Source organism: Mycobacterium sp. 5-140-3-2 (assembly GCF_035666375.1).
GTDB lineage: Bacteria > Actinomycetota > Actinomycetes > Mycobacteriales > Mycobacteriaceae > Mycobacterium > Mycobacterium intracellulare.
Genome location: NZ_CP142025.1, coordinates 5384542 through 5407295, shown reverse-complemented (window position 1 = coordinate 5407295; position 22754 = coordinate 5384542). Strand labels below are relative to the sequence as shown.

Sequence of the window (22754 nt, the reverse complement as noted above, 5' to 3'; positions counted from 1 at the left end):
TTGGACGCGCCGCGAGCCCGCCCGGCAGGGTGGCATCGACGGCACAAGGACGGCAACAGAGGGGAAGGAGCGCGGTGATGGGATCCGATTCGACAACCGGCGGCGAGGTCACGGCGTCCGCCGGCCCGCGCATCGCCGACCTGGTCGAGGCGGCGGCGCGGCGGGCGCCGCAGGCGTGCGCGCTGGTCGTCACCGCCGAACGCGTCCCGGTCAGCTACCACGACTTGACTCGACTGGTCGACGATCTGGCCGCACAACTGGCGGCCGGCGGCCTGGTCCCGGGCGACCGGGTCGCGCTGCGCGCCGGCAGCAACGCCGAATTCGTCGTCGGGCTGCTCGCCGCGTCCCGGGCGGATCTCGTTGCGGTTCCGCTCGATCCGGCGCTGCCGGGCACCGAGCAGCGCGCCCGCAGCGAGGCGGTGGGCGCGCGGGCGGTGCTCGTCGACCGGCTCGGCGATGACGACGCCGCCGGGGCGACACCGCCGGCCTGGCCCATCGCGGTGAGCGCCGGACCCGACGCCGCCGCCCCGGCCGTCACCCTGACGGTCAGCGCCGCACCGCAGCGCGACGTGTCGACGCCGGAGGGCCTGCGCGACGACGACGCCATGATCATGTTCACCGGCGGCACCACCGGCATGCCCAAAATGGTGCCCTGGACGCGCCACAACATCGCCGGCTCGGTCGCGGCCATCGTCGCCGGATACGCCCTGGGGGAACGGGATTCGACCGTCGCGGTGATGCCGCTCTACCACGGGCACGGCCTGCTCGCCGCCCTGCTCGCGACCCTGGCATCCGGGGGAACGGTGTTGCTGCCCGCGGGTGGGCGATTCTCGGCGCACACCTTCTGGGACGACATCGAGGCGGTCCGGGCCACCTGGTACACGGCCGTCCCGACGATCCATCAGATCCTGTTGGAACGCGCCCGAACCGAGCGGCCCGCCGGCGCCGGCGGCCTGCGGTTCATCCGCAGCTGCAGCGCGCCACTGACCGCCGAGACGGCGCAGGCCCTGCAGGACACGTTCTCGGCCCCGGTGGTGTGCGCATTCGGGATGACCGAGGCGACCCACCAGGTGGCCACCACCGCAGTCGAAGGCGCCGGGCACAGCGAAAACCCGGGCGCCACACCGGGTCTCGTCGGGCGCTCGACCGGACCGCAGATCCGGATCGTCGGATCCGACGGTCGGTCGCTGCCCGCCGAGACCGTCGGCGAGGTCTGGCTGCACGGCCCCACCGTGGTGCGGGGCTACCTCGGCGACCCGTCGATCACCGACGCCAACTTCACCCAGGGGTGGCTGCACACCGGCGATCTGGGCACCCTGTCGCCGGCCGGCGACCTCGTGATCCGCGGCCGCATCAAGGAACTCATCAACCGCGGCGGGGAGAAGATCTCGCCGGAGCGGGTCGAGGCGGTGCTGGCGAGCCACCCCGGCGTGCTGGAGGTGGCCGTGTTCGGCAAGCCGGACACGCTATACGGCGAGACCGTGGCCGCGGTGATCGTCGCGCGCGGATCCGCCGCGCCGACGGCCGACGAGCTGGCGTCGTTTTGCCGTGACCGGTTGGCCCCCTTCGAGGTGCCGACCGACTTCCAGCAGGCGGCGGAGTTGCCGCACACCGCCAAAGGCTCGCTGGACCGGCGCGCCGTCGCCGAACGGTTCGCTCGCGGGGCCTGAACGCTCAGACGCCGGCGTTGACCCGCGCCGCGGCCGATTCCGGCATCGGCTCGTAGCGGGCGAACGACCGGGTGAACGAGGCGGCGCCGTGCGCCAGTGACCGCAGGTCGATTGCGTAGCGGGTCAGCTCCACCTGGGGCACCTCGGCCTTGACCACGGTGCGTTCGTTGCCCGCGGTGTCGGACCCGAGGACTCGGCCGCGCCGGCTGGACAGATCGCCCATCACCGCGCCGACGAAATCGTCGGGCACCAGCACCGAGATCTCGTCGATCGGCTCGAGCAGCGCCACCTTCGTCGCGGCCGCGGCCTCCCGCAGCGCCAGCGAGCCGGCCATCTGGAACGCGAAGTCCGACGAGTCGACGCTGTGCGCCTTGCCGTCGAGCAGGGTGACACGGATGTCGACCACCGGGTAGCCCGCGTGCACGCCCTTCTCCATCTGGGCGCGCACACCCTTCTCGACGCTCGGAATGAACTGACGCGGCACCGCCCCGCCGACCACCTTGTCCACGAACTCGAAGCCCGAGCCCTCCGGCAGCGGCTCCACCTCGATGTCGCACACCGCGTACTGGCCGTGGCCGCCGGACTGCTTGACGTGACGGCCATGGCCTTTCGCCTTGCCGCTGAAGGTTTCTCGCAGCGGGACGCGCAGCTCCACGGTGTCCACGGTGACGCCGTACCGGTTGGCCAGCGCGTCGAGCACCACCCCGGCGTGGGACTCACCCATGCACCACAGCACGACCTGGTGGGTTTCCTGGTTCTGCTCGATCCGCAGCGTCGGGTCCTCGGCGGCCAACCTGCCCAGCCCCACCGACAGCTTGTCCTCGTCGGTCTTGGCGTGGGCGGCGATCGCGACCGGCAGCAGGGGTTCGGGCATGGTCCAGGGCTTCAGCACCAGCGGCTCCGACTTGTCCGAGAGGGTGTCGCCGGTCTCGGCGCGGCTCAGCTTGCCGATCGCGCAGATGTCACCGGCCACCACGGCCGCGGCCGGGCGCTGCTGCTTGCCCAGCGGGAAGGACAGGACGCCGACGCGCTCGTCCTCGTCGTGATCGGGGTGCGCATGCCCGTTTCCATTAGACGTGCCGAAGAACGACGCAAAATGGCCCGACACGTGAATCGTGGTGTCGGGCCTGATGGTCCCGGAGAACACCCGGACCAGGCTGACCCTGCCGACGTAGGGGTCCGACGTCGTCTTCACCACCTCCGCGAGCAACGGCGCGTCGGTGTCGCACGTCAGGCCGGCGCGCGGCGCCCCGACTTGCGTGAAGACCTCCGGCAGCGGGTGTTCCATCGGCGACGGGAACCCGCGGGTGGCGACCTCCAGCAACTCGTAGGTGCCCACACCCGTGGTGCTGCAGACCGGGATCACCGGGAAGAACGACCCCCGGGCGACGGCCCGCTCCAGGTCGGCGATGAGGACGGCTTCGTCGATGGACTCACCGCCCAGGTACCGCTCCATCAGCGACTCGTCCTCGGACTCCTCGATAATCCCTTCGATCAGGGCCCCGCGCGCTTCCTCGATCTGCGCGGCGTCCGACGGGTCCGGCGCCTGCACGCTGCGCTTGCCGTCGGCGTACTCGTAGCGCGCCTGTGACAGCAGACCGATCAGCCCGCGGCAGGAGGGCAGCCCGGTCGGCAGGTACAACGGTAAAACCTTGTCGCCGAACGCATCCTGCGCCGCGGCCAGCGCCTCGGAATAATTCGCGCGGGTGTGGTCGAGCTTGGTGATCACCACGGCCCGGGGCATGCCGACCTGGTTGCACTCCTGCCACAGCGATTTGGTGGGCTCGTCGACGCCTTCGTTGGCCGCGATCACGAACAGCGCGCAATCGGCGGCCCGCAGCCCGGCCCGCAGCTCCCCGACGAAGTCGGCGTAGCCGGGCGTGTCGATCAGGTTGACCTTGACGCCGTCGTGCGACAGGGAGGCCACCGCGAGGCCCACCGATCGTTGTTGACGGATCTCGGCCTCGTCGTAGTCGCAGACCGTGCTGCCGTCCGCCACCGAGCCGCTTCGCGTCAGCACGCCGGCGGCGACCAACAGCGCTTCGACGAGCGTGGTCTTGCCGCCGCCGGACGGTCCCACCAGAACCACGTTGCGAATCTCGCCCGGACCGTTGGCGGTAGGAGCGTTTCCCGCGCCTTGGGAAGTAGTTGTCCTGTCTGCCATGACTTCCTCCAGGTTGCCGGGGCGCGTGGTCGCTGACCTAGCTAGCACCTATCTAGCTACCATTCACCCAACTCCCGTCGACCACAAGACCGTCGGGCCAGATCGAACGGCCGGCCGATCAGGGATGCCAGCTCGACCAGCGGTGCACGGCGACGGCGACGACCGGGCCGTCCAGCGAAACCGATTGATACTGAGGGTATTTCGCGCGCAGCAGCCGGCGCCCCGATTCCAGTGCCCGGCCGTCGTCGTGGATGGTGGCGACACCGTCGGCCCGCACCCACCACAGCCGCGCCCAGTCATCGGAGTAGTGGTCCACCAGCAGGCTCACCCGCGGGTTGGCCTCGATGTTGGCCAGCCGGCGCAGCCGCCGCGTCGTCTTCGGTTTCGCGTCGACGGCCGTGTACACCACGTCCCGGCCGCCCGGGTCGGCGGCGACCGCGAACACCACCGGCACCAGGTGCGGCGCCCCGCCCGGGGTGACGGTGGCCAACCGCGCGACCGGCGACTCGATGAATCGGGCCCGGGGGTCGAATTCGCCCACCGCGTCAGCTTAGGGGCGCGCCGGGCGTGACAGCAGGGCCGGCGCGAGCCTGGGACATGCCGTGCACAGCTACCTGCATTACGGTTATGTACACGAATTGTGCCGCCCAGAGCCTGAGGCCGGGACAGTTTGTTGGTTACGGCGAAGCAGGAGGGTGACACCGATGAGCAAATCGCACCACCGCTCGGTCTGGTCCAGGGTGGTCAGCGTGGTGGCCGTGGTCGCACTCGGCCTCGGTCTGGACGCCGGTATCGGCCTCGGAATGGCCACCGCGTCACCGCCCGCCCTGCCGCTGGACCCGTCGGCGATGGTCGGTCAGGTGGGGCCGCAGGTGGTCAACATCGACACCAAGTTCGGCTACAACAACGCCGTCGGTGCCGGCACCGGCATCGTGATCGACCCGAACGGTGTCGTGCTGACCAACAACCACGTGATCTCGGGGGCCACCGACATCAGCGCCTTCGCCGTCGGCAACGGGCAGACCTACGCCGTGGACGTGGTCGGCTACGACCGCACGCAAGACATCGCGGTGCTGCAGCTGCGCGGTGCCGCCGGGCTTCCCACCGCCGCGATCGGTGGTGAGGCCAGGGTGGGCGAGCCGATCGTCGCGCTGGGGAACGCCGGCGGTCAGGGCGGAACCCCCAGCGCGGTCACGGGCAAGGTCCTCGCGCTCAACCAGAGCGTCTCGGCGACCGACACCCTGACCGGCGCGCAGGAGAATCTGGGCGGCCTCATCCAGGCCGACGCGCCGATCAGGCCGGGCGACTCCGGTGGGCCCATGGTGAACAGCGCCGGGCAGGTGATCGGTGTGGACACCGCCGCCACCGACAGCTACAAGATGTCCGGCGGGCAGGGCTTCGCGATTCCGATCGGCCGCGCGATGGGTGTCGCCAACCAGATCAGGTCCGGCGCCGGCTCCAACACCGTGCACATCGGCCCCACCGCGTTCCTCGGCCTGGGCGTGATGGACAACAACGGCAACGGCGCGCGGGTCCAGCGGGTGGTCAACGGCGGGCCCGCCGGGGCGGCCGGGATCGCCGCGGGCGACGTCATCACCGGGGTCGACAACGTCGCGATCACCGGGGCGACGTCCATGACCGAGGTGCTCGTCCCGCACCACCCCGGGGACACGATCGCCGTGCATTACCGCTCCACCGACGGCGGCGACCGCACCGCGAACATCACACTGGCGGAGGGGCCGCCGGCCTGACACACCCGGCGACGACATCCGGCCGGAGGCCAATTCGTTTGCCCCCGGCCGTGATTCGTCTCCCAGGAGTGGGCGTGATTCCGAATGTCGCGCCTCGGGTACCCGTGGCATCGTGGATTTGATGAACGACGCAAAAGAAGCTGTCGAGCACCATCCCGAAGGGGGCAGTCACGTCCAGGACGGCGTCGTCGAGCACCCCGACGCCGAGGACTTCAACAACGCCGCCGCGCTACCCACCGACCCGACCTGGTTCAAGCACGCCGTGTTCTACGAGGTGCTGGTGCGGGCGTTTTTCGACGCCAACGCCGACGGCGCCGGTGACCTGCGCGGACTGCTGGGGCAGCTGGACTACCTGCAATGGCTGGGCATCGACTGCATCTGGCTGCCCCCGTTCTACGACTCGCCCCTGCGCGACGGCGGTTATGACATCCGGGACTTCTACAAGGTGCTGCCCGAGTTCGGGACGGTCGAGGATTTCGTCGCGCTGCTCAACGCCGCGCACGAGCGGGGCATCCGCGTGATCACCGACCTGGTGATGAACCACACATCGGATTCGCACCCCTGGTTCCAGGAGTCGCGCCACGACCCCGACGGCCCGTACGGCGACTACTACGTGTGGAGCGACACGAGCGAGCGCTACACCGATGCCCGGATCATCTTCATCGACACCGAGGAGTCCAACTGGACCTTCGACCCGGTGCGCAAGCAGTTCTACTGGCACCGGTTCTTTTCGCACCAGCCGGACCTGAACTACGAAAACCCGGCCGTGCAGGAAGCCATGATCGACGTGCTGCGGTTCTGGCTCGGCCTGGGCATCGACGGGTTCCGGCTGGACGCGGTGCCCTACCTGTTCGAACGGGAGGGCACCAACTGCGAGAACCTGCCGGAGACGCACGCCTTCCTCAAACGCGTCCGCAAGGTGGTCGACGACGAATTCCCGGGGCGGGTGCTGCTGGCCGAGGCCAACCAGTGGCCGGCCGACGTCGTCGAGTACTTCGGCGACCCCAGCACCGGCGGCGACGAATGCCACATGGCGTTCCACTTCCCGCTGATGCCGCGCATCTTCATGGCGGTGCGCCGGGAATCCCGGTTCCCGATCTCGGAGATCCTGGCCCAGACGCCGGAGATCCCCGACATGGCGCAGTGGGGGATCTTCCTGCGCAACCACGACGAGTTGACGTTGGAAATGGTCACCGACGAAGAGCGTGACTACATGTACTCGGAGTACGCCAAGGATCCGCGGATGAAGGCGAACGTCGGCATCCGCCGCCGCCTGGCCCCACTGCTGGACAACGACCGCAACCAGATCGAGCTGTTCACCGCGCTGCTGCTGTCGCTGCCCGGCTCGCCGGTCCTGTACTACGGTGACGAGATCGGCATGGGCGACGTGATCTGGCTGGGAGACCGCGACGGGGTGCGCACCCCGATGCAGTGGACGCCGGACCGTAACGCCGGCTTCTCCAAGGCCAACCCCGGCCGGCTGTACCTGCCGCCGAGCCAGGACTCCGTGTACGGCTATCAGGCGGTCAACGTGGAGGCCCAGCGCGACACGTCCACGTCGCTGCTCAACTTCACCCGCACGATGTTGGCCGTGCGGCGCCGCCACGAGGCCTTCGCCATCGGGAGTTTCGAGGAACTGGGCGGCTCGAACCCGTCGGTGCTGGCGTTCCTGCGGCAGGTGTCCGGCGACGGCGACACAGTGCTGTGCGTCAACAACCTGTCGCGGTTCCCGCAGCCGATCGAACTGAACCTGCAGCATTGGAGCGGACGCACGCCGGTCGAGCTGACCGGGCAGGTGGAGTTTCCGCGCATCGGTCACCTGCCCTACCTGCTGACACTGCCGGGACACGGGTTCTATTGGTTCCGGCTGAGCGGATGCGAGGAGGATGCATGACGATCACTCGCGCCGGCGTCAATCCAGGCAAGAAAGAGGAGCGGCACTGATGACTTCCCCGGAGAAATTGCCCTGGTCCGAGTGGCTTCCGCAGCAGCGTTGGTACGCCGGGCGTAACCGTGAACTGTCCAGCGCCGAGCCGAGCGTCGTCGTGGCGCTGCGCGACGATCTCGACCTGGTGCTCGTCGACGCCTCCTACGCCGACGGTTCCCGGGACCGCTACCAGGTGATCGTGCGATGGGATTCCGCCCCGGTCGTCGAGTACAGCAACGTCGCCACCATCGGCGCCGCCGACGACCGGACCGGCTTCGACGCGATGTACGACGCCGATGCGCCGCAGTTTTTGCTGTCGCTCATCGACTCGTCGGCCGCGCGCGGCGCGTCGGGCGTCGAGGTGAGATTCGCCAAGGAGCCCGACGCCGAGCTGCCGCTGGAGGCGATGGCGCACGTGTCCGACGCCGAGCAGTCCAACACGAGCGTCATCTTCGACCGCGACGCGATCTTCAAGGTGTTCCGCCGCGTCAGCGGCGGCATCAACCCCGACATCGAGCTCAACCGCGTGCTGGGCCGCGCGGGCAACCCGCACGTCGCCCGGCTGCTGGGCACCTACGAGATGACGGGTCCGGGCGACGAGACGTGGCCGCTGGGCATGGTGACCGAGTTCGCCGCCAACGCCGCGGAAGGCTGGGCGATGGCCAGCGCCAGCGTTCGCGACCTGTTCGCCGAGGCCGATCTCTACGCGTACGAGGTCGGCGGCGACTTCGCCGGCGAGTCCTTCCGCCTCGGCGAGGCCGTGGCGTCGGTGCATGCCACCCTGGCCGAGACCCTCGGCACCGCGCAGGCGGTCTTCCCGGTGGAGAACGTGCTGGCGCGGCTGTCGTCGACCGTGGCCCTGGTGCCCGAGCTCGAGGAGTTCGCCGCGACCATCGACGAGCGGTTCCGCAAGCTGGTCGCCGAGACGATCACCGTGCAGCGCGTCCATGGCGATCTGCACCTGGGGCAGGTGCTGCGCACGCCGGAGAGCTGGTTGCTCATCGACTTCGAGGGTGAGCCGGGGCAGCCGCTCGAGGAACGCCGCGCGCCCGATTCGCCGCTGCGCGACGTGGCCGGCGTCCTGCGGTCATTCGAATACGCCGCCTACGGGCCGCTGGTGGACCAGGCCGATGACAAGCAGTTGGCGGCCCGGGCCCGCGAGTGGGTCGAACGCAACCGCACCGCGTTCTGCGACGGCTACGCGGCCGCCTCCGGGATTGACCCCCGCGATTCGGCGCAGCTGCTGGCCGCCTACGAACTGGACAAGGCCGTCTACGAAGCCGGCTACGAGGCCCGGCACCGGCCCGGCTGGCTGCCGATCCCGTTGCGTTCCATCGCCCGCCTGACCGCCGTCTGAGTGGCGATCGCAAGCGCGGCGTAGCCGGGCGCAGTCGCCCGTCGGCAAGCGGCGTGCGCTGCACGCGCCGCCGCCGTCTGGAACCATGTGCGTGTGCCGAACGAGATCAATAACAGTGAGTCGCGGTTGTCCTGGGTGCTGGCGGTGCTGGCGGGGATCCTGGGAGCGACCGCCTTCACCCATTCCGCCGGCTACTTCGTGACCTTCATGACCGGGAACGCCCAGCGGGCCATGCTCGGGTATTTCCGCGGCGACGTGTTGCTGTCGGTGACGGCGGGCGTGTTGATCGTTTGCTTCGTCTCAGGCGTGGTGATCGCCTCGGTGTGCCGGCGGCATTTCTGGGTGGCGCACCCGCATGGGCCGACGGTGCTGACGACGTTCAGCCTGCTGGCGGCCACCATGGTGGACGTCATCGATGAGGGCTGGGAAGAGAATCTGCTCGATTTCGCGCCGATCATGTTGGTGGCCTTCGGCATTGGGGCCCTCAACACATCGTTCGTCAAGGACGGCGAGGTGTCGGTCTCGCTCAGCTACGTGACCGGGACGCTGGTCAAGATGGGCCAGGGCATCGAACGCCACCTCGCCGGTGGGACGGCGGCCGAATGGCTGGGTTATTTCCTGCTGTTCGCCAGCTTCGTGGTGGGCGCAACCGTGGGCGGGTTCATCAGCCTGTTCGTCAACGGGACGTGGATGCTGGTGGTGGCCACGGTCGTGTGCGCGCTGACCACCGGCTACACCTACTTCCACTCCGATCGGCGCGCCCTGCTCGACGCGGGTGAAAAAGAGCATCGGCAGTAGCGCTGACCGGTGCGCTACTGCCGATGCTGGCTTGCCGGGATTTAGGTCGCCGGCTGCGCGGGTTGCGCCGGCTGTGCCGGTTGCGCGGGTTGCGCGGTGGTGTTGCTGGCCAGCAGCACCTGCTGCATGTCGGGCTTCATGGCCATCAACTGCTGGTTCCAGTAGGGCCACGAGTGCGTCCCGTTGGCGGGGAAGTTGAACACCCCGTTGCGCCCGCCCGCGGCCGCGTAGTTGTTCTGGAACTGCTCGTTGGTGCGCAGCGTCAGGCCCTCCAGGAACTTGGCCGGCATGTTGTCGCCGCCCAGGTCGCTGGGAGTGCCGTTACCGCAGTAGACCCAGATGCGGGTGTTGTTGGCGACCAGCCGCGGAATCTGGACCATCGGGTCGTTGCGCTTCCACGCCGGGTCGGTGGACGGGCCCCACATGCTGTTGGCGTTGTAGCCGCCGGCGTCGTTCATCGCCAGGCCGATCAGGGTGGGCCACCACCCCTCGGACGGGTTCAGGAACCCGGACAGGGCGGCGGCGTAGGGGAACTGCTGCGGGTAGTAGGCGGCCAGGATCAGCGCCGAGCCGCCCGACATCGAGAGCCCCACCGCGGCGTTGCCCGCCGGGGAGATCTGCTTGTTCGCCTGCATCCACAGCGGCATTTCCTGGGTCAGGAAGGTCTCCCACTTGTAGGTGTAGTTCTGCCCGTTGCCCGACGACGGCTGGTACCAGTTGCTGTAGAAGCTGGACTGGCCGCCGACCGGCATGATCACCGACAGGCCGGACTGGTAGAACTCCTCGAAGGCGGGGGTGTTGATGTCCCAGCCGTTGTAGTCGTCCTGCGCGCGCAGGCCGTCCAGCAGGTACACGGCGTGCGCGCCGCCGGGCTGGAACTGGACCTTGATGTTGCGGCCCATCGACGGCGACGGAACCTCGAGGTATTCCACCGGGAGCCCCGGCTTGGAGAAAGCGCTCGCGGTGGGGAAGCCTCCGGTGGCGGCGACGAGACCGGACAGCAGGGAGGCCCCCACGGCAGCGATCGCCAGTCGGCGCGGCATGTTCGCCCCCGCGCCACGCAACTTTCGCACCTTTTCGATGAACGACATAGCTCTCTACCCATCCCAACTTTCATCTGCCGCACCATGCGGTGGAATCTGTTCTCGGGGAGTGAAACACAGCGCGAGCGCCGAATTCGGTTGTCGCGGCCGCAGCGACAGATCGCGGTTAGCTAACGATTGCGAGTCGGCCAGACATCATCACGTTCGGGTCACGATCGGCTCTCGGAACCGCGCCGCCCCTTGCGACGTGATGGCGGGCGCGCTAGCACCGCCGGTGGCGCTCTAGGCGACCAAGCGACGCAAAAGCGTTGACGCCGTGGTGATTCCGAGCACCGCCGCCACCACCAGCACGACGATGCCGACCGGGTTGAACGGGGTTCCGATCAGCAGCGCCCGCAGCGCGTCGACCTCGTAGCTGAGGGGATTGACCTTGCTCAGCGCGCGCAACCACGCCGGCATCACGTCGACCGGGTACAGCGCGTTGGAGGCGAAGAACAGCGGCATGGTGATCGCCTGTCCGATGCCCATCAGGCGATCGCGGTTGCGCACCAAGCCGGCCAGCGTCATCGACAGGCACGCGAAGAACGCGGCGCCGAGCATGACGACCCCCATCGTCGCCGCGATCCGCAGGGGATTGATCGTCAGGCCTACACCCATCAGGTACGCCAGCGCCATCACACCGACGACCTGGGCCACCGAACGCACCCCGGCCGCGAACGCCTTGCCGGTGATCAGCGCCGACGCCGGCGCCGGCGTGACCATGAGCTTGGCGAGTACGCCGGCGTCGCGATCCCAAATGATCTGTATCCCATAGAAAATGGAGATGAACAACGCCGACTGGGCGATGATCCCGGGTGCCAGGAAGGCCAGATACGACACCGATCCGGTCGCGATGACGTGTAGGTGGCTGAAGGTGGTACCGAAAATCAGCAACCACAGCGCGGGCTGCACCATCCGGGTGACGAGTTCGGTCCGGTCGTGTTGCAGCTTCTGCAGTTCGACGATCGCGAATGCTCCGATGCGGCCGGTCAGCGCGCCGACCCGCTGCCATCCCCGCGGCGCGCGAAGCAGTGTCCCCGCCGCGGCGCCATCAACCGACACGGCGCGCCACCTTTCTGCTGGAACGGATTTCCCGGATGGACCCGGGTTCCTCCGTCGACGCCGCCTTGTCGTCCAAACCCGTTGCCGCGTAATGGCGGAACACATCCTCGAGCGTGGCGCCCGGCGACCCGTTGGACAGCCGGGCCTTCAACGCGTCGGGTGCGCCGACGGCCCGCAACGCGCCGCGGTGCATCAGCGCCACCCGGTCGCACAGCGCGTCGGCCTCCTCCATGTAGTGCGTCGTCAGCAGCACCGTCATGCCGAACTGCGCCTGCATCTTTCGCACCTGCGACCACACGCCGTCGCGCGCAATGGGATCCAGCCCCACGGTCGGCTCGTCCAACACCAGCAGCGACGGACGATTGACCAGCGCCTGCGCCACCTCGAGACGGCGGACCATGCCGCCGGAGTAGGCCGACGCCATCCGGTCGGCCACGCCCAGCAGGTCCATGGCGACGAGCGCCTGATCGACGCGATCGGAGCGCTCGGCGCGAGGCACACCGTACAACCGCGCGAACCACTCCACGTTCTGCCGGCCCGTCAGCGCGGGCTCGATCGAAAGCTGTTGCGGCACATAGCCGATGTTGCTTCTGATGTCGGTGGTTTGGCGGCGCGCGTCCATCCCGAAAATGTGGAGCTCGCCCTGCTGCACCGGGGCCAGCGTGGTCAGCATCCGGACCATGGTCGTCTTCCCGGCGCCGTTGGGGCCCAACAGGCCCATGGTTTCGCCGGGCCGGACCTGCAATGTCACGTCGTCGACGGCGGTGAACTGGCCGTAGCGGTAGGTCAGGTGCCGGGCGTCGATCGCCATCGGCAGCGTCACGCTCATGATCTTCGCTCCTGAAGCATGCGGGTCATCGTGTCGAGGACCTCCAATCCCTTTGCCAAGGACTCGATTTCGTCGGCGTCGAGTTCGTCGAGCAGCTCGGACAGCAGGTCGCGCCGGGCGGCCCGGGACGCGTCGAGGATCTGCTGGGCGGGCTCGGCGAGCCGAAGCTGGCACACCCGGCGATCGGTGTCCCCGGCGGTGCGGAGCAGCAGCCCGTCGGAGACCAACCTGGTGACCAGGGTCGAGGCGGTATTGGGCACCAGCCCGAGTTCGGCCGCGGCGGCGCTGACCGAGATTCCCGGACGCCGGCCGACCAGCCACAGCAGTTCGGACTGCGATTCGGAGAGCCGCGACGAATCGAACGCCCGGCCGGCCGACCGGCGTAGTTGCCGCCGGAAGCGGCCGACCACGCCGAACAGGTCGGTTGCGACGTCGGTGCGTGTCTTCACTTCCGCCATGATACCTCTGTAGCCGAGCTATTTAGGTGGGGAAGCTCCGCGTACGGTAAGTACCCGCTACCTGGGCAGGCGATGCAGCGCGACGCCGGTCACGGCGCCGTCGTCGACGTCGGCGGTCATGTACGTGCAAAACGGCTGGCGGCGCCGATCCGTCGGCGACCCCGGATTGAGCAGGCGCAACCCGGTCTCGGTGGTGCTGTCCCAGGGGATGTGGCTGTGCCCGAACACCAGCACCTGGCTGTCCGGGTACAGCCGTGACATACGCGCGTCGCGGCCCGCTGCGGCGCCGGTCTCGTGGGTGACCGTGAACCGGACGCCCGCCAGGGTCACGTCCGCCCGCTCGGGGAGCCGGGCCCGCAACGCCGGGCCGTCGTTGTTTCCCCAGCACCCGACCAGGCGTGTCGCGGCGCTTTCGAGGCGATCGAGGAACTCCGGCGAGATCCAGTCGCCGGCGTGGATGACGACGTCGGCCTGGGCGACCTCATCCCACACCTGCGCGGGCAGGTCGCGGGCGCGTTTGGGGATGTGGGTATCGGCGATCAGCAGCAGCCTCACCGACCCATTGTGGGCGAAATTCTGGGTAGTCCACGGCTGAAAGAGGAGGAATCACATGACACCGGGATTGAGCACCACGCTGCACACCTCGTTCGAGGACGCGGTGGAGCGCACCACGAGAGCGCTGGCCGACCAGGGTTTCGGCGTGCTGTCCACGATCGACGTCAAGGCCACGCTCAAGCAAAAGCTCGGCGAGGAGATGGAGGACTATCTCATCCTGGGCGCCTGCAACCCGGCGCTGGCGCACCGGGCGCTGAACGCTTACCGCCAAATCGGCCAATTGTTGCCGTGCAACGTGGTGGTGCGCTCCGACCCCGCCGGCGACGCGGTCTTGGTCGAGGCCATGGATCCCCAGCTCATGGTCAAGGTGACCGGCGAAGCCGGGGCGCTGCAGGAGGTCGCGGACCAGGCCACCACCAGGCTGCAAGCGGCGATCGGCGCACTCGGGTAACCGTCAGCCGCGCTCGCTGCGGGCCTCGGCGCCCGATTCGCCGGCGTCGAACGAGTCATCGGAGCCCGCGGCGCCCACGTACGAGCCGTCGTCCTCACCCGCGGCGGCGCGGGACCGAGCTTGGTGGGTGTCGGGTTCCACGTCTTCCTCGGCTTTGTGGCCCTTGCGGTCTGGCATGGCGGTTCCTTTCCTGGCGCGGCAACGTCCACCTCCCGAATTCCCCCGACGGCTCAGGCGAAACGGGGGCGGCGCGGCGTTCGGCGCCCGGGCGCTACCGCGCAGGAAGTCGAGCAGGGCCGCATTGAATTGGTCGGGATGGCTCGAGATGGGTTCGTCCGTCCACCGGCTGCCACCCGCGAGGGCTCGGTGTTAACCGTGCGGCCCACCGTTATTGTTAGCAGCCGAAACCAAGGAGAACACCCAATGCGCACCTTCGAATCAGTCGCCGACCTGGCCGCCGCCGCGGGCGAGGAGCTGGGCCACAGTGACTGGGCCACCATCACACAGGAAGACGTCAACCTGTTCGCCGACGCGACCGGCGATCACCAGTGGATCCATGTCGACCCGGAGCGGGCCGCGTCCGGGCCGTTCGGCACGACCATCGCCCACGGTTTCATGACCCTGGCGCTGTTGCCGCGACTGCAGCACCAGATCTACACCGTCAACGGCATCAAGCTCGCAATCAACTACGGCCTCAACAAGGTTCGCTTCCCCGCGCCGGTCCCGGTCGGCTCGCGGGTGCGCGCGCAGAGTTCGTTGGTCAGCGTCGACGACGTGGGCAACGGCGCCGTGCAGGCGACCATCTCGACCACCGTCGAGATCGAAGGGTCGGCCAAGCCGGCGTGCGTGGCCGAGAGCGTCGTCCGCTTCGTCGCCTGAAAACGCCGCGTCGACGCCTGAAAACGCCGCGTCGAACGTCGACCTGTTGCGGCGAAACGCGGCCTCTTCGCGCAACAAGTCCACGTTCGGGTGTCGCGCGGCCGCGGATCAATCCTCGCCGCGGGTGTCGATCACGCGCTGGGCGATGTCGATGAGCTTGGTCTGACTCTCCTGCGACAGCCGGCGCAGCAACTCGAAGGCACGCACGTCGTCCACGCCGTAGCGCTCCATGATGATGCCTTTGGCCTGCCCGATGCGGTCGCGCGACGACAGGGCCGATTGCATCTGCCGTCCGTGGCGCCCGGCCATGATCGCCGACGCGGCGTGCGCGGCGAACACGGTTCCGATGGTCTCGGCCTCGGTATCCCACACGTTGGGCCGGAAGCTGAACAGGTTCAGGGCGCCGGCGGTGCGCTCGGCCGTGTACAGCTTGAGCGACAGGCTGCTCAGCACCCCGTGTTCGACCGCCGCCGGCGCGTACTTGGGCCAGCGTGGCTCGTCGCGCAGGTCGTCGCTGCGCACGATCGTTTCTTTCAGGGCGGCGTCGTGACAGGGGCCCTCACCGAAGTCGTGCTGCAGCTTGTCGAGCTTCGCGACCAGGCTGTCGGTGTCGGCGACCGATTCGAACTCCCCACCCGCCTTGAGCAGCAGCACCCCCGCGATGTCCGCGGCCGGTATCAGCTCAACCGCGGCGGTGGTCACGTCGGCGAAGACGTCGTCCAGCGAACGTGGGGTGGCGATCTCGCGGGCGAGCTCGGCAATGCGCACGGCCAACTCGTGCTTCGAGGTTGGGTCCAAAGACTCCATAGGGGCGCATTCTCCACGATGGATCCTCGACGCGTAACCCCGGCGATCAGCGGCCCCGGCCGGACGGCCGACCGATGGGAAGTTGCGATGCCCGGAGTTTGGCGTCATAGGCCCCGGGTATCCGGCGTCGACCAGCCCCATCTCGATCCCCCAGGGAGGCCCCAGTGTTTGTGCACAACAAAGATCTTCAATTCGAGGTACGGGTCGACCGGCCCGACCCTCGATTCGCGTCGCTGCTGATGGACCAGTTCGGCGGCGCCAACGGTGAACTCACCGCGGCGCTGCAGTACTTCACCCAGGCTTTCGTGCTTCGCCAGAAGAACCCGAAAATGTATGACTTGTTCATGGATATCGCGACCGAGGAGCTCAGCCACCTCGAAATGGTCGGGTCGATGATCACCATGTTGCTCGACGGGCTCAACGACAACCTCAAGATCGCCAACGAGAAATGCGACTGGATGCCGGCGGTGACGGCGAACGGCGGCGGCCGGGACGGCCTCATCCACTCGGTCGCGGTCAACCCGCTGTTCCTGGTGCTCAGCGGCGGTGGACCGGACGTCAAGGACTCCGGCGGAAACAACTGGACCGGCGCCTACATCGACGCCAACGGCGACCCGACCGTCGATCTGCGCAACAACGTCGCGGCGGAATCGCGCGCCAAGATCGTCTACGAATACCTCAAGCAGTTCACCGACGACCCCGGCGTCCAGGACACGCTGACGTTCCTCATGACGCGCGAGGTCGCGCACTATCAGCAGTTCACGGCAGCGCTCAACGAGCTTCCGGTGAACTTCCCGCCGGGACAGCTGCCCGGCGACCCGCGGTTCCAGAACGTGGCGTTCAACATGTCCAACGGGGGCGGCGAGTCCGTTCGCGGTCCGTGGAACCAAGGACAGGGCCCCTGGCCCGAGGGCACGGAATGGGAGTACGTGGAAAAGCCCGAGCAGCAGTGGCTGGGCGGCGCCACGCGCAAGAACACCGGCGCCAAGGAGAACCCGCAGGGCTCGCCGGCCGTCAACGCCGAGAAACCGTTCACGCACGAACAGCACGTTCCCACAGGCTAATTGGAGACGAGATGGCCGGGCGTCCGATCAAGACGCCCGGCCATCGTCGTTGCCGGGTCAGTGCATCTGCGGATCCGGCGGATTGTCCTTGCCGCGGCCGGTCACCGCGTCGCGGACGTGGTCGACGATCGCCGCGCCCATCCCCATCGTCTTGAGCACGGCCGGGTTCGGCGGCGTGTCCGGGTGCGGTCGCGTCGGAGCGATCTTCTTTGCCGCTTCCAGCTTTTCGCCGATCTTTTCCAACTCCTCACGGCTGAGCACCGTTTCGACTTGGGGCCACACCTCATTCTGTTCGTAGGCGATGTGGTCGCGGCCCGCCGCGACGAATTCCTGCAACGCCTCGTGGTAGTCCGGCTCGCCCGGCTTACCGTCCTCGAGCCGCTGCAGCAGCTTCTTGCCGGCCTGCTCCTGCTCGATCGCCTTGTCGACGAGTCCATCGCCCATCGCGTCGCGCACCGCCGGCCAAAAGAATTGCTCCTCAATCGCTTCGTGCTGCGATTCGGCGATGATGAGGTTGTTCACCATGGTTTCCAGGCCGCTCGCCTGCGCGCCGGGGCCCGACGGCGCGCCGTCGAGCGTCTCCAACAGACCGAGCACGCTCTTGTGGTCCTGACGGAGAAAAGTGATTGCGTCCATGCTTTGCCTTCCAATTGGGCTGTCCCTCGAAGTTGGGTGCGGATACCCGGGCCCGGGGCTTCGAAACAGCTTCGAAACGACGGGTGCCCGAAGTTCGCTCAGCGCAACTTCGGCAGGACATCGGTGCGGTAGAAGTCGATCGCGGTGATGGGGTCGTCTTGGGGAAAGTGCAGGAAGGGGACGGCCCCGGCGTCGAGCACCCGCTGCACGGCGCTGATGTGCGGGGCCGCGTCGGCGCCGACGGTCCAGCCGGCCAACACCTTGTCGACGGGGTTGGACTCGGCCGCGCGCTGGATCTCGACGGGATTGGGCTGGTCGACGGCGCCGGCCGTGAAACGCCACAGCGTAGCGGCGCGGGCCGCCTCGGCATTGCCGCCGACGACCGCGAACAGTTCGGCGCGTTTACCCAACGTGGCGACATCCCGCCCGGCGGCCTGCGCTCCGGAACCGAAGGCCGCCAACAGTTTTGGGTCCATCACATCGTGGGCCTGGGTGATCCAGCCGTCCCCGTGCTGCCCGGCCAGTTTCGCGCTCTTCGGGCCGCCGGCCGCCACGAAGATCGGCGGCGGGGTGGCCGGCACGTCGTAAAGCTTCAACGAGTTCGTCTGAAAGTATCTCCCCGAGAAGGAGATTCGCGATCCGCTCCACAACCGGCGGATCAGGTCGATCGCCTCGACCAGCCGGTCATGGCGCTCCGCGTAGTCGCCGTAGGCGTTGGTGGTGGCCTGTTCGTTGAGCCGTTCACCGGTGCCGACGCCCAGGAACACCCTGCCCGGGTTGAGGATTGCCAGCGAGGCGAAGGCCTGGGCGACCGTGGCGGGGTGGTAGCGGTAGGTCGGGCAGGTCACCCCGGTGCCGAACGAGATCCGGCTGGTGGCGCTGCCGACCAGCGCCAGCGTGAGCCACGGGAACATCGAATGGCCCTGGTTGTCCTGCCAGGGCTGAATGTGGTCGCTGGCCCACACGTGGTGGAAGCCGGCCTCTTCGGCCGCCTGCGCCTGCGCCACCAGCCGGTCGGTGCGGAACTGCTCGTGGGACAGCACGAACCCCACGCCCTTGCCCGACGGCGGTGGCGGACCGGCGGACGTGGCGTGGTCGGTGCCCCGCGTCGTGCAGCCGTCCGACAGCCCGACGGACCCGAGCATGCCCGCGCCGGCGGCCACCCGCCCGAACGCTCGCCGCGACATGCCGGTCACCCGGGTCGGCATACCCGCGCCGCATCACCTCAACACCCACTAGCGTGACGTGGATGACCCCGCACGTCCGCCCGGCGCTCAAGGCCGACGTCCGCGAGCTGTCGCGCACGCTGGCCCGCGCGTTCTACGACGACCCGGTGATGGTCTGGCTGATGCCCGACCAGAACAAGCGCACCGCGGGCCTGGCCCGGCTGTTCGCGACGATGACCCGCCACCATCATCTCGGCCGTGGCGGCGTGGAGGTGGCCACCGAGGATTCGGGCATCGGCGCTGCGGCGTTGTGGGATCCGCCCGGCCAGTGGCAGGAGACGCCCGGTGCGCAGCTGGCGATGACGCCCACGTTCCTGCGGGTGTTCGGTCTGCGCTCGATGCGCGGCCGTGCGGTCCAGGAATTGATGAAGAGCGTGCACCCCGAGGAACCGCACTGGTATCTGGCGGTCATCGGCAGCGACCCGGCGGTCCGTGGCCAGGGATTCGGTCAAGCCCTGATGAGGTCGCGGCTGGACCGCTGCGACGCCGAATACTGTCCGGCCTACCTCGAATCGACCAAATTCGAAAACGTCCCGTACTACGAGCGTTTCGGCTTCACCGTCACCCGCGAGATCGTGCTGCCGGACGGCGGCCCGACGATGTGGGCGATGTGGCGGGCGCCGCGGGCCGTTTAGTCACCCAATCCGGCGGGCAACCGTTTTGGCATGAGCGAGAACCCCCAAGCCGACGATCTGGTCGATCCCGCCGACTTTCCCGAGGAGGGCGGACCGGGCGACACCCTGAACGCGAGCGAAGGAACCGACTCCGACGAACTGCGCAACGACGACGGTGACATCGTCGTCGATCCCCCCGTGGGCTGGAGCGAGGCCAATCGCTTCGGTGTGACGGCGAGAGAAGAACGAGAGGGCGAATCCCTCGACGAGCGACTGGCCGCCGAGGAGCCCGATGTGCCCGATGACATCGAGCCCGTGGACGACGGGCCGCGGCGCGCGCATCGCGGCCAGATCGACGGCACCCCGGAAGACGGCGATTCGCTCTACGACGTGGTCGACGAGTGAGTCAGTGCTCGCCCGTTTACTGCAGCCAATGTGAATCAGGGAGTGCTCTGCCACCCGGCGATGCCGGTCGCGATCATCCGCAACTGCTTGACCGCGAGCCGGCGGATGTCCTCGGTCGCCTCGGCGCTCTGCGAATCCTCGATGGCCTCCGCGATGACGATCATGGCGTTGACGAACAGGGTCGCCAGCACGTTGAGATCCTCGGTGGTCCACTTGTTCAAACCGGGGAAACGCGCCAGGTCGGTGGCCAGCTCGGAGGTGATCAGCCGGATCTCGGTGCGAATGGCGTAGCGCAGCACGGACAGGCCGCTGTTGCGCTCGCGACCGATCAGCCTCCAGTGCTCGCGCCGGTCGGCCACGCTGGCGACCAGGATCTCGACGGACGACTCGATGACCCGGTTCGGGTCGAGCTTGCCGGCGCGGGCGTCGCGCAAGGTGTCACGCAGGCTGCGAAACGACTCGTCGATCAGGACCAGGCCGAGCGCCTCCATCGATTCGAAGTGGCGGTAAAACGCCGCCGGCACGATCCCGACCTCGCGGGTCACCTCCCGCAGGCTCAGGCTGGAAAAGCTGCGGTCCTGCAAGAGCTTGAGCGCCGCGGCGATGATGGCGCGCCGCGTCGCCTCCTTGCGCTCCTCGCGCGACTGGCTTTCCCGCGAGCGTTCGCGTCCGGAGCCGCGCGCCCGTGAGCTAGGAGTACGGCTGTTCACTGTGTGAACCCTACCACATCGGGCCAGTAAACCCTTGACTACCTGGCCGTTGCGGCCGCACGGTGTACATATGTTCACTCAAAACGCTCAAGCTTCTGGCCGGGTCCTCGCAAGGACGTTCCGCCAGCGCGTGTTGGGTTCGGAGCTTCTAGACCTGCTGACCGGTCCGCACGGCGTCGACCGCTACACCGAGCTCGTCGCACCGACATGGACGCTGGGCGACGCCCGCGCCAAGGTGACCGACGTGCGCCGGACCACACCCCGCAGCGTCACGCTCGCCCTGACACCCAACGACACCTTCCTGGCCACCCACACCGTCCGGGCCGGCCAGTACGTCAACCTGACCGTCGAGATCGACGGGCGCCGGCACACCCGCTGCTATTCCCCGACCAACGCCGAAGGGGCCGCCACCCTCGAGCTGACCATCGGCCGCCACGAGGGAGGGCTGGTGTCGAACCATCTGTACGAACACGCCCGTCCCGGCATGGTGGTCGGTTTGGCCGGCGCCGGCGGCGACTTCACGCTGCCCGCGCCGCGTCCCCGGCGGATCCTGTTCGTCTCCGGGGGAAGCGGGATCACCCCGGTGATGGCGATGCTGCGCACCCTGGTAGCCCAGGGGCATCGCGGCGAGATCGCCTTCGTCCACTACGCCCGCACGCCCGCCGAGGCGTGCTACCGCGACGAGCTGGCCGCGCTGGAGTCGGTGCGGGTGCTGCGCGGTTACACCCGCGCCGACGGCGGCGACCTGGCCGGACGCTTCGGCCCGGAACACCTGGCCGCCGCGATGCCCTCACCCGACGCGGTATTCGTCTGCGGCCCACCGGCTTTGGTCGAGGCCGTGCGGGAGCACTGCGACACCGTGTACACCGAAAGCTTCGTACCGCCGGCCTTCGAAACACCGGCTGACCCGTCAGGAGGGCGAGTCACGTTCTCCGACAGCGGCGTTGACATCGTCGACGACGGACGCCCGCTGCTGGAACAGGCGGAATCCGCCGGCTTGTCCCCGGAAAACGGGTGCCGGATGGGCATCTGTCACACCTGCACGCGGCGCAAAACCGCCGGCACCGTGCGCAACCTGGTCACCGGCGCGGTCTCGACCGCACCCGATGAGGACGTGCAGATCTGCGTGTCCGTTCCGGTCGGTGACGTGGACGTCTCGCTGTAGACAACGGACTTGAGAGGAAAAGCCATGACACCCAACAAGATCACCCTGACATCCGAGCAGGCCGAGGATTTCGGCCGCGAACTCGACGCCATCAAAGAGCGCGTGATGGCGGACCTCGGCGAAAAGGACGCCGACTACATTCGCCGCGTCATCAAGACCCAGCGTGCGCTGGAGGTCGGCGGGCGCGTGCTGCTGTTCCTGCCGCCCGCGTGGCTGCTGGGCACCGGCATGCTCGGCATCGCCAAAATCCTGGACAACATGGAGATCGGCCACAACATCATGCACGGCCAGTACGACTGGATGCGTGACCCGGCGATCTCCGGCCGCACCTTCGAATGGGACACCGCGTGCCCGGCCGATCAATGGCGGCACTCGCACAACTACATGCACCACACCCACACCAACATCGTGGGAATGGACCGCGACATCGGCTACGGGATCCTGCGGATGAGCGAGGACCAGCGCTGGCAGCCGTACTTCCTGGGCAACCCGCTGTATGCCTTCCTGCTGATGGTGCTGTTCCAGTACGGCGTCGCGCTGCACGAACTGGAAACCGAGCGGATCCGCTCCGGCGAGATCCGCCTCGAGGACAAGCGCGAGGTGCTGCGCGCCATCTGGCGCAAGACCCGGCGACAGACGCTCAAGGACTACGTCGCCTTCCCGCTGCTGGCCGGCCCGTTCGCGCCGTTCGTATTCACCGGCAACCTCACGGCCAACCTGATGCGCAACGTGTGGTCGTACATGATCATCTTCTGCGGCCACTTCCCGGACGGCACACAGGAATTCACCGTCGAGGAAACCCGGGACGAGTCGCGCGGCATGTGGTACTTCCGCCAGGTGCTCGGCTCGGCGAACCTCACCGGCGGCCGGCTCTTTCATCTGCTCTCCGGCAACCTCTCCCACCAGATCGAGCACCACCTGTTCCCGGACATGCCGGCCCGCCGCTACGCGGAGATCGCGCCCGAGGTGCAGGAGATCTGCGAGCGCTACGGCATCCCGTACAACCGCGGTCCGCTGCTGCGGCAGTTCGGCACCGTCGTCCGCAAGATCGTCAGGCTGACCTTCCCGGACAGCTGGCGGCCCAAAGCCGGCGCCGACGCGCCCGCCGCCCGCGAGCCGGTCGCCGCGTAACTCGGTGCCGTCG

The 22754-nt window shown here is 68.3% G+C and carries 24 protein-coding genes; 12 read left to right on the top strand and 12 right to left on the bottom strand.

The features are described from left to right. Window positions 1-77 precede the first annotated feature (77 nt). Window positions 78-1670, top strand: a complete 1593-nt coding sequence (locus P6281_RS25410; RefSeq protein WP_202377634.1) for a FadD7 family fatty acid--CoA ligase — start codon at window positions 78-80, stop codon at window positions 1668-1670. Window positions 1671-1674: 4 nt separating this feature from the next. Here the strand turns inward: P6281_RS25410 and P6281_RS25405 are convergent, their stop codons facing one another. Together P6281_RS25405 and P6281_RS25400 are read right to left on the bottom strand one after the other, a co-directional pair. After that, window positions 1675-3834, bottom strand: a complete 2160-nt coding sequence (locus P6281_RS25405) for an elongation factor G-like protein EF-G2 (protein ID WP_095763890.1) — start codon at window positions 3832-3834, stop codon at window positions 1675-1677. 118 nt (window positions 3835-3952) lie between these two features. Further along, the gene (locus tag P6281_RS25400) at window positions 3953-4375 is read right to left on the bottom strand and encodes a TIGR03668 family PPOX class F420-dependent oxidoreductase (RefSeq protein WP_202377633.1); all 423 of its coding nucleotides are present in this window, start codon (window positions 4373-4375) and stop codon (window positions 3953-3955) included. 163 nt (window positions 4376-4538) lie between these two features. Here P6281_RS25400 and P6281_RS25395 point away from each other — a divergent pair, with 163 nt between their 5' ends. The 4 genes from P6281_RS25395 to P6281_RS25380 all read left to right on the top strand — a co-directional run bounded on the left by P6281_RS25395 (window position 4539) and on the right by P6281_RS25380 (window position 9667). Further along, on the top strand, window positions 4539-5585 hold the full coding sequence (locus P6281_RS25395) for a S1C family serine protease (protein WP_009956681.1): 1047 nt from the start codon (window positions 4539-4541) through the stop codon (window positions 5583-5585). Window positions 5586-5706: 121 nt separating this feature from the next. Then, window positions 5707-7479, top strand: coding sequence for a maltose alpha-D-glucosyltransferase (treS, locus tag P6281_RS25390; RefSeq protein WP_008262145.1), 1773 nt, complete (start codon window positions 5707-5709; stop codon window positions 7477-7479). Window positions 7480-7528: 49 nt separating this feature from the next. After that, on the top strand, window positions 7529-8869 hold the full coding sequence (locus P6281_RS25385) for a maltokinase N-terminal cap-like domain-containing protein (RefSeq protein ID WP_008262144.1): 1341 nt from the start codon (window positions 7529-7531) through the stop codon (window positions 8867-8869). 93 nt (window positions 8870-8962) lie between these two features. After that, window positions 8963-9667: a YoaK family protein gene (locus P6281_RS25380; protein ID WP_008262142.1), complete on the top strand. Its 705-nt coding sequence runs from the start codon at window positions 8963-8965 to the stop codon at window positions 9665-9667. Window positions 9668-9708: 41 nt separating this feature from the next. Here P6281_RS25380 and ag85C read toward each other — a convergent pair whose 3' ends face one another. The 5 genes from ag85C to P6281_RS25355 form a co-directional block, all read right to left on the bottom strand. Further along, window positions 9709-10758, bottom strand: a complete 1050-nt coding sequence (gene ag85C / locus P6281_RS25375) for a diacylglycerol acyltransferase/mycolyltransferase Ag85C (protein WP_008262140.1) — start codon at window positions 10756-10758, stop codon at window positions 9709-9711. A gap of 234 nt (window positions 10759-10992) precedes the next feature. Next, window positions 10993-11811 carry an ABC transporter permease gene (locus P6281_RS25370; protein ID WP_324738552.1) on the bottom strand — a complete coding sequence of 273 codons (819 nt, stop codon included), beginning with the start codon at window positions 11809-11811 and terminating at the stop codon, window positions 10993-10995. Then, window positions 11801-12640 carry an ATP-binding cassette domain-containing protein gene (locus P6281_RS25365; RefSeq protein WP_008262136.1) on the bottom strand — a complete coding sequence of 280 codons (840 nt, stop codon included), beginning with the start codon at window positions 12638-12640 and terminating at the stop codon, window positions 11801-11803. Before P6281_RS25365 ends, P6281_RS25370 begins: the two co-directional genes overlap by 11 nt. After that, entirely contained in the window at window positions 12637-13098 is a 462-nt protein-coding gene (locus P6281_RS25360) for a MarR family winged helix-turn-helix transcriptional regulator (protein ID WP_008262134.1), read from the bottom strand. Before P6281_RS25360 ends, P6281_RS25365 begins: the two co-directional genes overlap by 4 nt. Before the next feature lie 57 nt (window positions 13099-13155). Continuing rightward, window positions 13156-13653, bottom strand: a complete 498-nt coding sequence (locus P6281_RS25355; RefSeq protein ID WP_008262133.1) for a metallophosphoesterase family protein — start codon at window positions 13651-13653, stop codon at window positions 13156-13158. 55 nt (window positions 13654-13708) lie between these two features. On the opposite strand from P6281_RS25355, the gene P6281_RS25350 reads away from it, so the two are divergent. Continuing rightward, window positions 13709-14104, top strand: a complete 396-nt coding sequence (locus tag P6281_RS25350; RefSeq protein WP_008262125.1) for a DUF302 domain-containing protein — start codon at window positions 13709-13711, stop codon at window positions 14102-14104. A 3-nt stretch (window positions 14105-14107) separates the two neighbouring features. Here P6281_RS25350 and P6281_RS25345 read toward each other — a convergent pair whose 3' ends face one another. Further along, a complete protein-coding gene (locus P6281_RS25345; protein ID WP_008262122.1) occupies window positions 14108-14281 on the bottom strand; it encodes a hypothetical protein in 174 nt (57 codons plus the stop codon). Window positions 14282-14527: 246 nt separating this feature from the next. Here P6281_RS25345 and P6281_RS25340 point away from each other — a divergent pair, with 246 nt between their 5' ends. Beyond that, complete coding sequence (locus P6281_RS25340; RefSeq protein ID WP_008262120.1) at window positions 14528-14983, top strand: MaoC family dehydratase; 456 nt, start codon at window positions 14528-14530, stop codon at window positions 14981-14983. Window positions 14984-15091: 108 nt separating this feature from the next. Here the strand turns inward: P6281_RS25340 and P6281_RS25335 are convergent, their stop codons facing one another. Next, the gene (locus tag P6281_RS25335) at window positions 15092-15790 is read right to left on the bottom strand and encodes a GAF and ANTAR domain-containing protein (RefSeq protein ID WP_036459923.1); all 699 of its coding nucleotides are present in this window, start codon (window positions 15788-15790) and stop codon (window positions 15092-15094) included. Between the two features lie 164 nt (window positions 15791-15954). Here P6281_RS25335 and P6281_RS25330 point away from each other — a divergent pair, with 164 nt between their 5' ends. Further along, window positions 15955-16854, top strand: coding sequence for a manganese catalase family protein (locus tag P6281_RS25330; RefSeq protein WP_009956675.1), 900 nt, complete (start codon window positions 15955-15957; stop codon window positions 16852-16854). A 57-nt stretch (window positions 16855-16911) separates the two neighbouring features. Here P6281_RS25330 and P6281_RS25325 read toward each other — a convergent pair whose 3' ends face one another. Both P6281_RS25325 and P6281_RS25320 read right to left on the bottom strand, forming a co-directional pair. Further along, a complete protein-coding gene (locus P6281_RS25325) occupies window positions 16912-17490 on the bottom strand; it encodes a hemerythrin domain-containing protein (RefSeq protein WP_009956674.1) in 579 nt (192 codons plus the stop codon). Window positions 17491-17588: 98 nt separating this feature from the next. Continuing rightward, window positions 17589-18686 carry a F420-dependent hydroxymycolic acid dehydrogenase gene (locus P6281_RS25320; RefSeq protein ID WP_139826556.1) on the bottom strand — a complete coding sequence of 366 codons (1098 nt, stop codon included), beginning with the start codon at window positions 18684-18686 and terminating at the stop codon, window positions 17589-17591. A 53-nt stretch (window positions 18687-18739) separates the two neighbouring features. On the opposite strand from P6281_RS25320, the gene P6281_RS25315 reads away from it, so the two are divergent. Then, window positions 18740-19351 carry a GNAT family N-acetyltransferase gene (locus P6281_RS25315; protein WP_041785839.1) on the top strand — a complete coding sequence of 204 codons (612 nt, stop codon included), beginning with the start codon at window positions 18740-18742 and terminating at the stop codon, window positions 19349-19351. Window positions 19352-19381: 30 nt separating this feature from the next. Next, window positions 19382-19735 (top strand): hypothetical protein, encoded by a 354-nt coding sequence (locus P6281_RS25310; protein ID WP_014386071.1) that lies wholly within the window; start codon window positions 19382-19384, stop codon window positions 19733-19735. A gap of 35 nt (window positions 19736-19770) precedes the next feature. Here P6281_RS25310 and P6281_RS25305 read toward each other — a convergent pair whose 3' ends face one another. Continuing rightward, a complete protein-coding gene (locus P6281_RS25305; RefSeq protein WP_008262100.1) occupies window positions 19771-20445 on the bottom strand; it encodes a TetR family transcriptional regulator in 675 nt (224 codons plus the stop codon). Between the two features lie 70 nt (window positions 20446-20515). On the opposite strand from P6281_RS25305, the gene P6281_RS25300 reads away from it, so the two are divergent. After that, complete coding sequence (locus P6281_RS25300; protein ID WP_041785309.1) at window positions 20516-21610, top strand: ferredoxin reductase; 1095 nt, start codon at window positions 20516-20518, stop codon at window positions 21608-21610. Window positions 21611-21634: 24 nt separating this feature from the next. Further along, window positions 21635-22741 carry a fatty acid desaturase family protein gene (locus P6281_RS25295; protein ID WP_014386069.1) on the top strand — a complete coding sequence of 369 codons (1107 nt, stop codon included), beginning with the start codon at window positions 21635-21637 and terminating at the stop codon, window positions 22739-22741. The last annotated feature ends 13 nt before the right edge of the window (window positions 22742-22754 follow it).